General features: G+C 56.7%; 15 protein-coding genes. 11 read left to right on the top strand and 4 right to left on the bottom strand.

Going from position 1 to position 14238, the window contains the following annotated elements:
* Positions 1-161 precede the first annotated feature (161 nt).
* From urtA to cheZ, 11 genes are all read left to right on the top strand, one after another.
* Positions 162-1427, top strand: coding sequence for an urea ABC transporter substrate-binding protein (gene urtA / locus B7L72_RS07010; RefSeq protein ID WP_081193438.1), 1266 nt, complete (start codon positions 162-164; stop codon positions 1425-1427).
* A 77-nt stretch (positions 1428-1504) separates the two neighbouring features.
* A complete protein-coding gene (gene urtB, locus B7L72_RS07005) occupies positions 1505-2425 on the top strand; it encodes an urea ABC transporter permease subunit UrtB (RefSeq protein ID WP_081193436.1) in 921 nt (306 codons plus the stop codon).
* A gap of 11 nt (positions 2426-2436) precedes the next feature.
* Positions 2437-3570 carry an urea ABC transporter permease subunit UrtC gene (gene urtC, locus B7L72_RS07000; RefSeq protein WP_081193434.1) on the top strand — a complete coding sequence of 378 codons (1134 nt, stop codon included), beginning with the start codon at positions 2437-2439 and terminating at the stop codon, positions 3568-3570.
* Positions 3567-4313, top strand: a complete 747-nt coding sequence (urtD, locus tag B7L72_RS06995; protein WP_081193432.1) for an urea ABC transporter ATP-binding protein UrtD — start codon at positions 3567-3569, stop codon at positions 4311-4313. Before urtC ends, urtD begins: the two co-directional genes overlap by 4 nt.
* A 17-nt stretch (positions 4314-4330) precedes the next feature.
* Positions 4331-5017, top strand: a complete 687-nt coding sequence (urtE, locus tag B7L72_RS06990) for an urea ABC transporter ATP-binding subunit UrtE (protein ID WP_081193430.1) — start codon at positions 4331-4333, stop codon at positions 5015-5017.
* Positions 5018-5080: 63 nt separating this feature from the next.
* Positions 5081-6127: an aliphatic amidase gene (locus B7L72_RS06985; protein ID WP_081193428.1), complete on the top strand. Its 1047-nt coding sequence runs from the start codon at positions 5081-5083 to the stop codon at positions 6125-6127.
* On the top strand, positions 6127-7161 hold the full coding sequence (locus B7L72_RS06980; protein ID WP_081193426.1) for an AAA family ATPase: 1035 nt from the start codon (positions 6127-6129) through the stop codon (positions 7159-7161). Before B7L72_RS06985 ends, B7L72_RS06980 begins: the two co-directional genes overlap by 1 nt.
* A gap of 244 nt (positions 7162-7405) precedes the next feature.
* The gene (gene fmdA / locus B7L72_RS06975; protein WP_081193424.1) at positions 7406-8635 is read left to right on the top strand and encodes a formamidase; all 1230 of its coding nucleotides are present in this window, start codon (positions 7406-7408) and stop codon (positions 8633-8635) included.
* A 124-nt stretch (positions 8636-8759) separates the two neighbouring features.
* The gene (locus tag B7L72_RS06970; protein WP_081193422.1) at positions 8760-9092 is read left to right on the top strand and encodes a zinc ribbon domain-containing protein; all 333 of its coding nucleotides are present in this window, start codon (positions 8760-8762) and stop codon (positions 9090-9092) included.
* Between the two features lie 139 nt (positions 9093-9231).
* Positions 9232-9357, top strand: coding sequence for a hypothetical protein (locus B7L72_RS18895; RefSeq protein ID WP_254893772.1), 126 nt, complete (start codon positions 9232-9234; stop codon positions 9355-9357).
* Complete coding sequence (cheZ, locus tag B7L72_RS06965) at positions 9354-9947, top strand: protein phosphatase CheZ (RefSeq protein WP_139788461.1); 594 nt, start codon at positions 9354-9356, stop codon at positions 9945-9947. The genes B7L72_RS18895 and cheZ overlap by 4 nt, the downstream gene beginning before the upstream one ends.
* Before the next feature lie 75 nt (positions 9948-10022).
* Here cheZ and B7L72_RS06960 read toward each other — a convergent pair whose 3' ends face one another.
* From B7L72_RS06960 to B7L72_RS06945, 4 genes are all read right to left on the bottom strand, one after another.
* Positions 10023-10646 (bottom strand): glutathione S-transferase family protein, encoded by a 624-nt coding sequence (locus B7L72_RS06960; RefSeq protein WP_039178675.1) that lies wholly within the window; start codon positions 10644-10646, stop codon positions 10023-10025.
* A gap of 64 nt (positions 10647-10710) precedes the next feature.
* Positions 10711-11472: a co-chaperone DjlA gene (djlA, locus tag B7L72_RS06955; RefSeq protein ID WP_081193420.1), complete on the bottom strand. Its 762-nt coding sequence runs from the start codon at positions 11470-11472 to the stop codon at positions 10711-10713.
* A gap of 28 nt (positions 11473-11500) precedes the next feature.
* Positions 11501-13411, bottom strand: coding sequence for a 1-deoxy-D-xylulose-5-phosphate synthase (gene dxs, locus B7L72_RS06950; RefSeq protein WP_176212852.1), 1911 nt, complete (start codon positions 13409-13411; stop codon positions 11501-11503).
* Positions 13412-13450: 39 nt separating this feature from the next.
* On the bottom strand, positions 13451-14238 hold a 788-nt coding region (locus B7L72_RS06945), incomplete at its 5' end, for a farnesyl diphosphate synthase (RefSeq protein WP_081193416.1).

Below are 14238 nucleotides of genomic sequence, written 5' to 3'. Positions count from 1 at the left end.
TAGCAAAAATATTAAGCTGTGTCGCTGACCATTGCTATGGGGTAAATGACGTAGGCGGTTGGTGTATTCCCCGCATAGTGCGATGACATTATGCGCGCCAATACTGTTGGTGTGGAATCAATACAGATTCCGAATTATCGCTAACTCGGGGAATCACCATCATGTTTACGCAACGTTCTGAGACTGCACGTACACGGCATTTGCCGCTACGCCGCCGCCTGCTGGCAGGGCTGGTCGCGTTGCCCCTGGCAGTGGCCATATCATCCACGACAGCTTGGGGTAATCCACCTACGAGTGAAGTGAATACTACTGGTCTCGCTGTGACGGATGATACGGTTCAGGTCGGTATTCTGCACTCGCTAACAGGCACTATGGCAATCAGCGAAACTGGCTCGGTTGAAGCAGAGCGGCTGGCGATTGAACAGATTAACGCCCAGGGTGGCATACTGGGGCGGCAAATTGAATATATCATTGAAGATGGTGCCAGTGACTGGCCTACCTTTGCTGACCGCACGCGCAAGCTGCTCACACAGGATAATGTAGCCGCTATCTTTGGCGCCTGGACATCCGCCTCCCGTAAAGCCATGTTGCCGATTCTTGAGCGAGAAAATGGCCTTCTCTACTACCCCACTTTTTATGAGGGACTGGAAGAGTCCCCCAATGTTATTTATACCGGACAGGAAGCGACCCAGCAGATACTTTCAAGTATTGACTGGGCCTGGAACGAGCTGGGTGCGCGTAGCTTCTATCTGATTGGCTCCGACTATATCTGGCCACGTACCTCAATGAAGATTGCCCGGATACATATCGAAGATGTACTGGGAGGGGAGGTATTGGGGGAGGACTACGCGCCGCTGGAACATACCTCGTTTGGTTCCAATATCAATCGTATTCGCTTGCGTAATCCTGATGTGATTTTTGCCGCTGTCGTCGGTGGCAGTAATGTCGCCTGGTTCCGGCAATTGAATGCTGCTGGTGTCAATGGTGATAACCAGACATTGCTGACTATCTCAGTGACTGAAGATGAAGTATTGGGTATTGGTGGCGAGAATGTCGATGGCTTCTACTCGGCGATGAAGTACTTCCAGAGCCTGGATAACGATAACAATGCTGCGTTTGTTGAGGCGTTTCAGGAGCGCTGGGGTGCAGATAGTGTTATCGGTGACGTGACACAAGCGGCTTATCTGGGGCCGTGGCTGTGGAAGGCGGCAGTAGAGAAAGCGGGTACTTTTGATATTGATGCTGTGTCAGCTGCCATGGCGGATATTGAGTTAACCACTGCGCCTGAAGGTTATGTCAAGGTGCATCCCAATCGCCACCTGTGGAGCAAAACACGGATAGGTCGCTGGAATGAGACCGGGCAAGCCGATGTTGTCTGGGAGTCGGAACTGATCGAACCCAACCCTTTCCCCGAGGGATACCAGTAATCAATAACCAGTCTGCGGTAGCCCAGGCTGCCGCAGAGTCACTGTTATTTGTTTGATATCAATTGGGGGATTCCATCATGGATGGATTCACAACGCAGGAACTGATGGCCATCCTGGCCATGCAGGGATTCGCTGGGGTCAGTTTCTTCAGTGTTCTGCTACTGATGGCCTTGGGGCTGGCAATTATTTACGGTCAGATGCGTGTCATTAATATGGCGCATGGCGAGTTCATGGTCATAGGTGCTTATGCCACTTATCTCTGTTCAGTCACGCTGGGACAATTGCCCGGTATGACTGACTACTATTTGTTTCTTGCTCTCCCGGTTGCGTTTGCCAGTGCCTTTGTCGTGGGCTATCTGGTGGAGTGGGTGCTGATACGCCACCTGTATCATCGGCCCCTCGATACATTATTAGCAACGTGGGGCCTGGCCCTGATCATGCAGCAGGGCTTCCGCTCAGCATTCGGAGCTCGGGAGGTCAGTGTCATCGTACCTGGCTGGTTACGTGGCTCCTATCAACCCACTATGATGATTGATATACCTCTAAATGGTATAGCGATTCTCGTCTTGACGCTATTTGTGACCCTGGGAGTGTGGTGGCTGCTATTCCGCTCTCGTTGGGGGTTACGTGTCCGCTGTACGACTGCCAACCGTGAAATGAGTGGTGCCATTGGCATCAATACCAAACGTGTTGACCGCATGACGTTTGCCTTGGGGTGCGGCATTGCCGGTATCGCGGGGGCGGCGTTTACCACTATTTCTTCTACCGGGCCAACCAGTGGCTCGCTGTATATCGTCGATACCTTCCTGGTTGTTGTGTTTGGCGGAGCCGGTAGCCTGCTGGGAACCATTGCCTCTGCGTTCTCTATCGCTCAAGCCCAGTCGGTGATGGAGTTCTTTATGGGAGGCTCTATGGCCAAAGTCCTCACTCTGCTCACTGTTATAGCCATTTTGCTGATACGTCCAGAAGGTTTGGTCGCCAGCAAGGTGCGTCGTTAAGGAGATGTCGCATGTCTTTGATCAACCGCTTATTTGCAGGGCGTCATGCGAGTTTGGGGGGCATCGCCTTACTGGCGTTAATCCTGATGGTCGTAATGCCGATGATATTGGATCTTTACCGCCTGAATCTGGCGGGACGCTATCTCACCTATGCGTTTGTGGCTCTGGGGCTGGTGCTATGTTGGGGGTACGGAGGAATCCTTAGCCTTGGACAGGGGATTTTTTTTGGTGTCGGCGGCTATGCCATGGCGATGTTTCTGAAACTTGAAGCCTCCGACCCGCACAGTACCCGTATCCAGACGACACCTGGTATCCCTGATTTCATGGACTGGAACCGGCTTACCGAGCTGCCTTGGTTCTGGGTACCCTTTGAAAGTCTGACGTTGACGGTATTGGCCGTGTTGACACTGCCAGCGGCGTTCGCCTTTGTCATCGGCTATGCCATGTTCAAGCGTCGGGTGAGTGGTGTCTACTTCGCCATCATCACCCAGGCATTGGCAGTGGTGTTGACCATTCTGATCGTAGGGCAGCAGGGCTATACCGGCGGGATCAATGGTATCACCGACTTGCGTACCCTGAAGGGCTGGGATATTCGCGATGATAGCTCACAGTACCTGCTGTACTACCTCAATGCCGTACTACTGATCGCTTGTGTGCTCATTGGTCGCTGGGTACTGGGCAGTAAATATGGCCGTATTCTGACGGCATTGCGTGATCGGGAGGATCGGGTACGTTTCTCTGGCTACGATGTGGCCAATTTCAAGATATTTATCTTTTGCCTGGCAGCCTTCATGTCGGGTATCGGTGGGGCGATGTTTACCCTGCAGGTGGGTTTCATGTCGCCCTCCTTTGTCGGCATCGTTCCCTCCATTGAGTTTGTCATCTTCGCGGCTGTTGGTGGGCGGTTATCGCTGCTGGGAGGCGTGTATGGTGCTCTGCTGGTCAGTTATGCGAAGACTCTTTTTGCGGAAGCATATCCTCAACTTTGGCAAGTGATGATCGGTGCTGTCTTCATTCTGGTGGTGCTGCTGCTTCCGTACGGATTGGCAAGCCTGGTAGACCGTTACCGCTCTGCACTTGGGTCGCGTCTGCCATGGATGCAGAAGCGCACCCGACATCCGCCTGCCACGGAGAATCGCTCATGAGTTCAAATACTAACTTTTTACTCGCTATTGAGGAGCTTACCGTATCGTTTGACGGCTTCAAGGCGATTGAAGGACTGAACTTCTACATGGATGAGAGTGAGCTGCGTGTTGTGATCGGTCCCAACGGGGCTGGTAAGACAACGTTGCTTGATCTGATTTGTGGCAAGACCAAAGCCACTGCTGGTTCCATCAAGTTCCGTGGTAAAGAGCTGACGCAATTACGGGAGCATCGCATCGTCTGGGAGGGTGTCGGGCGCAAATTTCAGAACCCCTCTATTTACGAAGGGTTGAGCGTGTTTGAAAACCTGGAAGTTTCCTATCCGCAGGGGAGAAGTGTATTTGGTGCGCTGGCTTTCAAACGTGATGAGCAGGTGATACAGCACATTCATAACATTGCCCGGGAAATTCAACTGGAAGACCAGTTGGATATGGAAGCTGGTCTGCTTAGTCATGGACAGAAGCAGTGGCTGGAGATTGGCATGTTACTGATTCAGGAACCAGAGCTACTGATGCTTGATGAGCCTGTTGCCGGCATGAGTGCCAGTGAACGTCAGGAAACAGCCCGGCTACTCAAACGTATTGCCCAGGGACGCTCGGTAATCGTTATTGAACACGATATGGAGTTTGTGGCAGCGCTGGGCGGCAAAGTAACTGTTTTGCACCAGGGCAAGATATTGGCAGAAGGAGATATTGAAACCGTCAAACAGAACAAGAACGTCATTGACGTCTATCTGGGACACTGAGAAAGGAGGGTAACAGTATGCTCGAAGTTAGCAGCCTGCAAGTGAGTTATGGCCAGAGTCAGGTTATCCGCGACATGAATTTAAATATGGGGAAAGAGGAGTCGCTTGCCGTGATGGGGCGTAATGGAATGGGCAAGACCACCTTGTTCAAGGCCCTGATCGGTATTTTGCCCAGTGAAGGAAAGGTCGTGCTTGATGGTCAGGATATTTCCAACATGTCTTCGCATCAGCGGGTAGCCTCCGGGATGGCGTATGTCCCCCAGGGACGGATGATCTTCTCCAACCTGAGTGTGCAGGAAAATATCGAAGCGGGGCTGGAGACGGCCAGTGTAAAGAGAGTGCCGAGCGAAATATTCGATCTGTTTCCGGTCCTGCATGACATGCGTAACCGCAAGGGGGGGAATCTGTCAGGAGGCCAGCAGCAACAGTTAGCTATTGCCCGCGCTCTGGTATCCGAGCCGAAAGTACTGCTGCTTGATGAACCGACCGAAGGTATTCAGCCCTCCATCATCAAGGAGATTGCCGCCACCCTGAATGAGATCCGGGCGATGAAAAAAATCGCTATTTTGGTTTCGGAGCAAGTGCTGAGTTTCACCATAGAAATGTCGGATCGTCTGGTGGTGGTTGAGAAAGGCAGGATTGTGCATGAGGAGCAGAGTGGAACGGCTGATCAAGCCAAGATAGCCAGCTTTCTAGCCGTTTAGTGGTGCCAGTGTCGCCTTGTCATTGTGCCAAGGCAGTCCATTAATATCGAAGAGGAAACTCTTATGCGTCATGGTGATATTTCCAGTAGCCCAGATACCGTTGGTGTAGCAGTCGTCAACTATAAAATGCCGCGTCTGCATACACGGGCAGAAGTGCTAGAAAATGCCCACAAGATTGCTGACATGATCAAAGGCATGAAAATGGGGCTGCCAGGGATGGACCTAGTGGTATTCCCCGAATATAGCACTATGGGGATTATGTACGACAATGACGAAATGATGGAGACGGCCGCGACGATTCCTGGGGATGAAACGGCGATTTTCTCTGCCGCCTGTCGCGAAGCAGATACCTGGGGCGTCTTTTCGCTGACGGGTGAACGCCATGAGGAGCATCCTCATAAAGCCCCCTACAACACCCTGATACTGATTGATAATCACGGGGAGATAGTACAGAAATACCGTAAGTGTATTCCCTGGTGCCCTATCGAAGGGTGGTATCCAGGAGATACAACCTATGTCACAGAGGGCCCCAAAGGGCTCAAAATCAGTTTGATCATTTGTGATGATGGCAACTATCCGGAAATCTGGCGAGATTGCGCCATGAAAGGCGCTGAGCTGATTGTACGTTGTCAGGGGTATATGTACCCGGCCAAGGAGCAGCAGGTGATGATGGCCAAAACCATGGCGTGGGCCAATAACTGCTATGTGGCCGTTGCCAATGCCACAGGGTTTGATGGTGTCTATTCCTACTTTGGGCACTCCGCCGTTATCGGCTTTGATGGGCGTACGCTGGGTGAGTGTGGAGAGGAGGATATGGGGGTGCAATACGCCCAGTTATCGATCAGTCAAATCCGCGATGCCCGTGCCAATGACCAATCCCAGAATCATCTGTTCAAGCTGCTGCACCGGGGCTACACCGGTATGTACAACTCTGGTGATGGTGACAAGGGCGTTGCTGATTGCCCATTCGACTTTTATCGCACTTGGGTGATGGATGCCGAGAAGGCCCGTGAGCAGGTCGAAGCCATGACCCGTCGCACCATCGGGGTTGCCGAGTGCCCCGTTGGCGAATTGCCTGTAGATGGAAAAGAGAAAACGGCGGGGAACTGATGCCTTTTATCAATGAGCAATTGGCAGCCAATCAGGAAACAGCGGACCGCCAGCGTTGGTCCGCTACCCCCTCTCGCATGAGCCGTTTTGTGTTTGATCCGGTAGCAGTGATGGCGCTTTTGCGGAGTCGGATTGTTGGTCAGGATCATGTGTTGGACAGACTCGATAACGTGCTACAGATACTTAAGGCTGATGTTGTCGCAGATGATAGGCCATTATCGGTCCAACTGTTTGTCGGGCCAACGGGGGTGGGGAAAACAGAGACGGTACGGCTGTTGGCACAAGCCATTCATGGTAGCGCCGATGCGGTTTGCCGTATTGATATGAGTACCCTTGCGCAGGAGCACTATGCAGCTTCGCTGACGGGTGCTCCGCCTGGATATGTAGGCAGTAAGGAGGGCCAGACGCTATTTGACGTGGATGCCATTCAGGGGAGTTTCAGCAAGCCCGGTCTCGTGCTGTTTGATGAACTGGAAAAGGCCAGTCCTGAGGTAGTGAGGGCGTTGCTCAACGTGCTGGAGAGAGGTCGCTTGCGGCTCAGTGCTGGCAATCGGGAGATAGATTTCCGCAATAGCCTGATCTTCATGACCAGTAATGCGGGGGCTGCGCAGGTATCTGCATTGAGGCATCAGCAGCAGAAAAGTTGGTGGCGTTGGGGAAGTGGGCAGCGCCAAATTACTGACACAGTGGAACAGGCATTGGCTCAACACTTTGACCCGGAATTTCTGAACCGCATCGATAACATCATCACTTTCAATCCCCTGGACAGGAATCTGAACGAACAGTTGCTGGATATTGAACTGGATCGGCTTACGCGGAAATTGCAGAAACGCAAGGCGGTGCTGACTGTGGATGAAGCAGCCAAACGACACCTCTGTCGGCCACTGGATGCACGCTACGGAGCCAGAGAAATGGCACGGCGAGTCCGCAACGAGCTGCTACCTCCGCTGGCCAGGGGCATGCTGGATTCCCCCCAAGCAGATACCTTTGGAGCAAAAATGGACAATGGATTGCTGATTGTCACCCCAGTCTGAAGACATATGCCAGATACCACACGCTTGATGCTCGTCATCAGGCGTTTTTGTTTTCATGCAATCGCAAATTGTAACCCGAGGTGACGATTGCGCTCCCGCTCTTCTGGGTTACTGATAGCGCCCTTCCTACGTCAAATGACGTAAGAAGGGGGTGCTATTCACGAATGGTCTTACCTGGCGGTTTCAACAATAGTGGCTTTGTGATCTTCGCTTGACCCCAATCACTCGCTGAGGAGTTACTATCATGGCTGAGACGCTGATCAGGATTGACCTAAACCAGTCACCCTACGAAAACGAGAACATTCATAACCGCTGGCATCCGGACATTCCCATGGCGAAAATGGTGAAGCCGGGGGATGACTTTATTCTGGAGTGTCACGATTGGACCGGTGGTCAGATCAAGAACAATGATAGCGCCGATGATGTGCGAGACGTGGACCTTACCCAAGTGCATTTCCTCACTGGCCCGGTCGGGGTAGAAGGGGCAGAGCCTGGAGATCTGCTGGTGGTGGATATTCTCGATATTGGCACCTTCAAAGAGAGTCAGTGGGGTTTTAACGGTTTCTTCTCCAAGCAAAATGGTGGCGGCTTTCTCACCGAACATTTCCCGGAAGCCCAGAAATCGATTTGGGACTTCAATGGTATGTTCACTAAATCCCGCCATATTCCCAATGTGGAATTTGCTGGCATGATCCATCCGGGGTTAATTGGTTGCCTGCCGTCCAAAGAGATGCTGAATGAGTGGAACCGCCGTGAGCAAGAGCTCTACGATACGGATCCCGAGCGTGTTCCGGGGTTGGCTAATCTGCCCTATGCTGACACTGCCCACATGGGCAAACTCACAGGTGATGCCAAGTCCCAGGCAGCGGCAGAAGGTGCTCGTACTGTCCCGCCCCGTGAGCATGGCGGTAATTGTGATATCAAGGATCTCTCCAGAGGCTCCCAGGTATATTTCCCGGTGTATGTGAAAGACGCGGGCTTGTCCGTGGGCGATCTGCACTTCAGTCAGGGGGATGGGGAAATTACCTTTTGTGGTGCGATCGAAATGGCCGGCTGGATCCACCTGCGGGTCAATATCATCAAAGGCGGCATGGAGAAGTACGGAATCAAAAACCCGATCTTCAAACCTAGTCCCATTGCGCCGAAGTATGATGACTATCTGATCTTCGAAGGCATTTCCGTGGATGAGGAAGGCAAGCAGCACTACCTTGATGTGCATATTGCCTATCGTCAGGCAGTGCTTAACGCGATTGAGTACCTTAAGAAGTTTGGTTATACCGGTGCTCAGGCATACTCATTGCTGGGATGTGCCCCAGTACAGGGGCATATCAGCGGTGTTGTGGATGTGCCCAATGCGTGTGCCACCCTATGGCTACCAACGGACATCTTCGACTTCGATATAAAACCCAATGCGGAAGGGCCGACGACTAAAGTGGTTCCTGGTAGTGATTTACCGCTCTCCAAGGAGAAGTGACCAGGGGCGTTGAAGTGGTCGGCAAATATAAACGACTACCAAACCAGGTGTCATTAAATTAAGAGTGACGGTGCCGAGAGCCCGTTATGGCGTTATCTCGGTACCGCTTGCCAGGAGAAATACGATGCCATTGTATGACTTCAAGTGCCCCAGGCATGGATTGTTTCATGAACTCGTACCCATCCGGGCGTCTGGAGATGCCCATGCCTGTCCGGAGTGTGGGGAGCTGTCGCCAAGGGTGTTACTAATACCGCCGCAGTTACTGATGATGGATCCTGCCCGACGTAATGCGATGGCGCGTAATGAGAAGGCGGCACATGAGCCGCGCCACGGTAATCGGGCGAGTGAACGGGAGAGTGGCTGTTGCCACCAGCATCGCCATAAGCCACAAGTATTTTACACCGCTGATGGTAATAAAATGTTTCCGTCAGCACGACCGTGGATGATAAGCCACTGATTGCTTGCGCCATGTGATGGCTGGTCAGACTGGCTATAACCCGAAAGCAGGTGAACGGCAGGCGTTGGGTCAGCAGCAGAGTGCTATCATGAGCCTCTACGATAGTCTACATGATAGCGGTCAATGCTGGAGGAGCCTCATGTCTGAGCACGAACACGAACCCACTATCCACGAGTACCATAACCCGGCGGGAGGCTGGGGGGCGCTCAAGGCGGTTGGCAAGCACTTGCTGCATAGCCGTGCACCGGCTCTCAATGCGGGTTGACGCGACTGCTGCGGGACAGCATGAAAGAGCTGGGCCTGGATCAGCAGATCACCCAGGCGGCGCAAGCGATACCGGATGCCAATGACCGTCTAAACTATGTCGCCTCCATGACGGAGCAGGCCGCAGAGCGGGCATTGAATGCCGTTGAGCGTGCTCAGCCGTTACAAGACGGTCTTGAGGAAGAGGGCGCCGCACTTAATGAGCGCTGGCAGTTAGCGGCAGCGAAGCTGGCGACGATAGAGGGTGATCCCAGCCTCCTCGAAGACACTCAGGACTTTTTGAACAACAAACTTCCCAGCGCAACGGGGGCGACGCAAAAAGAGCTGCTTGAAATCATGATGGCTCAGGACTTCCAGGATCTCACCGGTCAGGTGATCAAGAAAATGATGGAGGTCATCAAGCTCATCGAAGAGCAGCTTGTTCAGGTGCTTGTCGATAGTGTGCCCCATATCACCGATGGCGTTAAGGTGGAAGATAGCCGAGATGAGCATGCCAAGCTGCGGAACGGACCACAGGTGAACCAAAATAAGGCAGATGTGGTAGCAGGGCAGGATCAAGTAGACGATCTGCTGGATGAGTTGGGCTTTTAGACCAAGCCAGCGACATCGAGCCAAAACCATTGCCATGCGTTGCCAGCAACGGTTTTGAAAGCGTTTAGCGATGGATCAATGCTTTGCTGCGGCCTGCTCCTTCTCCGCAGCACGGGCCAGCGCCGGGCGGTTGGCATGGCGGGCGCGGTAGGCCACCAGCGGTTCCGGCAGGCGGTGTTTCATGCTCGCTGCCCAGCTCAAGGTGTGGGTCAGGAAGAGGTCGGCCAGTGTGAAGGTATCGCCCACCAGCGTCTCCTGGCCGTGGTAGCGGCGCTCCAGGGCGGTCAGGGCGCGCTGAAATTCCCAGGCGGCGGTGGGCAGTACGGAGGGCACGCGCTTGTCCTGAGGCAGGGCGAACTTGTGCTTGGCCTGCAGCCACAGCGGCTGCTCGATCTCGGTGACGATGAAGCTTAGCCACTGATCTACCTGGGCGCGTTCCTCTACGCTGTGTGGCAGCAGTTGGCCTTCGCCATACCGTTCGGCGAGATAGCGGCAGATGGGCGCGGATTCGAACAGCGTCAGTTCGCCGTCTTCCAGCACGGGTACCTTGCCATCCGGGTGGCGGGCGAGATGCTCGGCGCTTTGCCCCGCGCCCTGGTCCAGGGCTACGTGGTGGCACTGGTACGCCAGGCCCAGCTCTTCCAGCGTCCAAGCAGCGCGTAGCGAGCGGGAGTTGGGAAAGCTGTATAGCGTGATCATTTGGCGGCTCCAGGCAGTACCGTGAAGTTTTCACTGTAGCGACTCCCTGGAACCCTGTCACGAGCTACTGGCCCCGCGCCGCGCGGATGCGCTCGTAGGCATTGCCAATCTCGCTGGTGCGGGCCTGCGCCACCTCGCGCATGCTCTCCGGAAGCCCCTTGCCCGCCAGCTTGTCCGGGTGATTCTGGCTCATCAGGCGACGATACGCTTTCTTGATCTCGGCATCGCTGGCGTCTTCGGCCACGCCCAGTACGCGATAGGCATCCTTCAGAGCTTCCTCGCTGGCGCCTTGAGAGTTGGCCGTCGCGCCATGCAGCATGGCTTCGATCTGCTGTACTTCGGCCTCGCTGCAGCCAACGCCCCGCGCCACGCGCAGAATCATCTCATGCTCGGCGGGGTGCAGGACCCCATCGGCGGCAATCGCGCTGAGCTGAACCTGCAAAAATACCTGGCGCAAAATGGGCTGACGCTGGGTCAGGCGATTGACCTTGGCCAACTCGGCCTCCAGATCGAAGTCGTCGGCACGGCCCCGTTCGAAGGCGGCCCGCGCCTTGGCGCGGTGCTCGCCCTGCAAACGCATCTGATCGAACAGCTTTTCGGCCACGCCCAGCTCACCTGGCGTGACCTTGCCATCGGCCTGGCAAAGGCAGCCCATCACCGAAAAGATCGACTCCAGGAAGCCTTCCTGCAAGCGCGTGCGGGCGGCATTCAAACGGCGCCCCAGCTGGCGTGCCAACCACCAGCCCAGACCCGCCCCCACCAGCAGGCCCACGGGGCCGCCGCTGGCAAGGCCGATCAAACCAAACAGAATCATCAAAAAAAGCATAACGGTCTCAACAAGTTAGTCAGAAGGCTCAAGGCGACGGCAGGCGCGAACGAATGGCCGCTTCGATGCCGGCGGCATCCAGGCCGCAGTCGCGCAGCAGCTCGGCGGGGGTGCCGTGCTCGACGAAGCTGTCCGGCAAGCCCAGGTTCAGGACTTCGACCTGAACGCCTTCGCTGTGGAGCAGCTCATTCACCGCGCTGCCCGCGCCGCCCGCAATCACGTTCTCCTCCAGCGTGACCAGCAGCTCGTGCTCGTCGGCGGCGTGCAGCACGGCGTCGCGATCCAGCGGCTTGATGGAGCGCATGTTGATATGCGTTGCATTGAGCTTCTCGGCCACCTCGGCGGCGGCACCATTGATGCTGCCAAAGGCCAGCAGAGCGATGCGCATGCCGTCGCTGGTGCTGGTGCGACGAACCTCGGCCTGGCCAATCGCCATGGGCTCCAGATGGTCTGGAATGGCCACGCCGGGGCCGGTGCCACGGGGGTAGCGAACGGCGGCCGGGCCCGGGTGGTGGTAGGCGGCGCTGAGCATGGCGCGGCACTCTGCTTCATCGGCGGGGGCCAGAATCACCATGCCGGGCACGCAGCGCAGGAACGACAGGTCCATGCTGCCGTGGTGCGTCGGGCCGTCTTCTCCCACCAGGCCTGCTCGGTCGATGGCGAAGGTGACATCCAGGTCCTGCACGGCCACGTCGTGGATCAACTGGTCGTAGCCACGCTGCAGAAAGGTCGAGTAGATGGCGACGACGGGCTTCATGCCCTCGCAGGCCATGCCTGCGGCCAGGGTGACCGCGTGCTGTTCGGCAATCGCCACGTCGAAATAGCGTTCGGGGTAGGTCTGCGCGAAGCGAATAAGATCCGAGCCTTCGCCCATGGCGGGAGTGATGCCCATCAGGCGCGGGTCGGCGGCGGCCATGTCGCACAGCCAGTCACCAAACACATTGCAGTACTTCTTCTTGGGCGCAGCGGGAGGCTTCACCGGGGGCGCGCTGGACGCGGGCACTTTTTCTAGCTTGGTGATAGCGTGGTAGCCAATCTGGTCGGCCTCTGCCGGCAGGAATCCTTTACCCTTGACCGTCTTGATATGCAGAAACTGGGGGCCTTTCTGGTCACGCAGGTTGCGTAGGGTCTGGGTCAGCGCGTCCAGGTCGTGGCCGTCGATGGGGCCCACGTAGTGAAAGCCCATCTCTTCGAAGAGCGTTGCGGAGCTCACCATGCCCTTCATGTGCTCTTCAGTGCGCTTGGCAAACTCCAGCGCGCCGGGCAGATGCGAGAGCACTTTCTTGCCCTCTTCGCGCATTTTCAGGTAAGGCTTGCTGGAGAGCATCCGCGCCAGATAGGTGGCGATACCGCCGACGTTCTCGGAGATCGACATCTCGTTGTCGTTCAGCACCACCAGCATGTTGGCGTTGACGTGCCCCGCGTGGGCCAGCGCTTCGAAGGCCATGCCCGCGGTGAGCGCGCCATCGCCGATGATGGCACACACGCGGCGCGGGTCGTTTTGTGCCTGGGCGGCCAGGGCCATGCCGAGCGCCGCCGAGATCGAGGTGCTGGAGTGGCCAACGCCGAAGGTGTCGTACTCGGATTCGGCGCGGCGGGGGAACGCGGCCAGGCCGCCGTGCTGGCGGATGCCGAGCATGGCTTCACGGCGGCCGGTGAGAATCTTGTGGGGGTAGGCCTGGTGGCCTACGTCCCATACCAGGCGGTCTCTGGGGGTGTGAAAGGCGTGGTGCAGGGCCACGCTGAGTTCCACCACGCCGAGCCCTGCGCCAAAGTGGCCGCCGGTGACACCGACGCTATACAGCAGATAGGCGCGCAGCTCGTCGGCCAGCTGCGCCAGCTGGCCAGGACTCATGGCCCGCAGGGCCGCGGGGTGGTCAAAGGAGTCGAGCAGCGGCGTCGCCGGGCGCTCGCGGGGTATCTCGTCGAACAGCTTCATAGGCGGCATGTTTTCATGGGTATGTTGTGAAAGGCATCGTTAGTGGTCGCGCTCGATCATGTAATGGGCAAGATCGGCCAGGGGCGCGGCGGGCTCGCCAAGCGGGGCGAGCGCGGCAATGGCCTCGTCGATCAATGCGTTCGCTTTTTGCTGGGCGCCCGCCAGCCCGAGCAGGCTGGGATACGTGGGCTTGGCGCGGGCAGCATCGGCACCGGAGGTTTTGCCCAGCGTGGCGGTGTCTCCGGTGACGTCGAGAATGTCGTCGTGAATCTGGAAGGCTAGACCAATGGCCCGCGCATAGCGAATCAGTGCCGCCAGGCGTGGGTCGTCGGCCTCGACGGCGATCAGCCCACCCATCCGGACCGCCGCCACGATCAGCGCGCCGGTCTTGTGGGCGTGCATGTGAGCCAGTGCCTCGACATCGGGATGGCCACCCACGGCTGCCAGGTCCAGCGCCTGGCCTGCCACCATGCCATCGCGGCCAGCGGCCACCGCCAGGGTAGATACCAGTGCAGCCAGGCGCGGGTGCGGGCGGCTGGCCATGACTTCAAAGGCCAGCGCCTGCAGGGCGTCGCCTGCCAGAATGGCCGTGGCTTCGTCGTAGGCCTTGTGCACCGTGGGCTGGCCACGACGCAGGTCGTCGTCATCCATGGCGGGCAGGTCGTCGTGGATCAACGAGTAGGCGTGGATCAGCTCGATGGCCGCCGCGGGGGCGTCCAGGGCGTCGTCTTCTGCTCCCAGGGAGCGCCCCGCCAGATAGACCAGCAGCGGGCGCAGGCGCTTGCCGCCCACCAGCAGGCCGTGGCGCATGGCTGCTTCCAGGCGCG

Source organism: Halomonas sp. BC1 (assembly GCF_002078135.1).
GTDB lineage: Bacteria > Pseudomonadota > Gammaproteobacteria > Pseudomonadales > Halomonadaceae > Vreelandella > Vreelandella stevensii.
This window is presented reverse-complemented; position numbering and strand designations above follow the sequence as displayed.

What these genes read in the sequence shown, in the direction of transcription:
- urtC (WP_081193434.1), top strand. Translation starts at nt 2,437, where the DNA reads ATGTCTTTGATCAACCGCTTATTTGCAGGGCGTCATGCGAGTTTGGGG.
- djlA (WP_081193420.1), bottom strand. Translation starts at nt 11,472, where the DNA reads ATGCTTTTTTTGATGATTCTGTTTGGTTTGATCGGCCTTGCCAGCGGC.
- urtD (WP_081193432.1), top strand. Translation starts at nt 3,567, where the DNA reads ATGAGTTCAAATACTAACTTTTTACTCGCTATTGAGGAGCTTACCGTA.
- B7L72_RS06970 (WP_081193422.1), top strand. Translation starts at nt 8,760, where the DNA reads ATGCCATTGTATGACTTCAAGTGCCCCAGGCATGGATTGTTTCATGAA.
- B7L72_RS06985 (WP_081193428.1), top strand. Translation starts at nt 5,081, where the DNA reads ATGCGTCATGGTGATATTTCCAGTAGCCCAGATACCGTTGGTGTAGCA.
- dxs (WP_176212852.1), bottom strand. Translation starts at nt 13,411, where the DNA reads ATGAAGCTGTTCGACGAGATACCCCGCGAGCGCCCGGCGACGCCGCTG.
- B7L72_RS06980 (WP_081193426.1), top strand. Translation starts at nt 6,127, where the DNA reads ATGCCTTTTATCAATGAGCAATTGGCAGCCAATCAGGAAACAGCGGAC.
- B7L72_RS06960 (WP_039178675.1), bottom strand. Translation starts at nt 10,646, where the DNA reads ATGATCACGCTATACAGCTTTCCCAACTCCCGCTCGCTACGCGCTGCT.
- urtE (WP_081193430.1), top strand. Translation starts at nt 4,331, where the DNA reads ATGCTCGAAGTTAGCAGCCTGCAAGTGAGTTATGGCCAGAGTCAGGTT.
- urtB (WP_081193436.1), top strand. Translation starts at nt 1,505, where the DNA reads ATGGATGGATTCACAACGCAGGAACTGATGGCCATCCTGGCCATGCAG.
- fmdA (WP_081193424.1), top strand. Translation starts at nt 7,406, where the DNA reads ATGGCTGAGACGCTGATCAGGATTGACCTAAACCAGTCACCCTACGAA.
- urtA (WP_081193438.1), top strand. Translation starts at nt 162, where the DNA reads ATGTTTACGCAACGTTCTGAGACTGCACGTACACGGCATTTGCCGCTA.
- B7L72_RS18895 (WP_254893772.1), top strand. Translation starts at nt 9,232, where the DNA reads ATGTCTGAGCACGAACACGAACCCACTATCCACGAGTACCATAACCCG.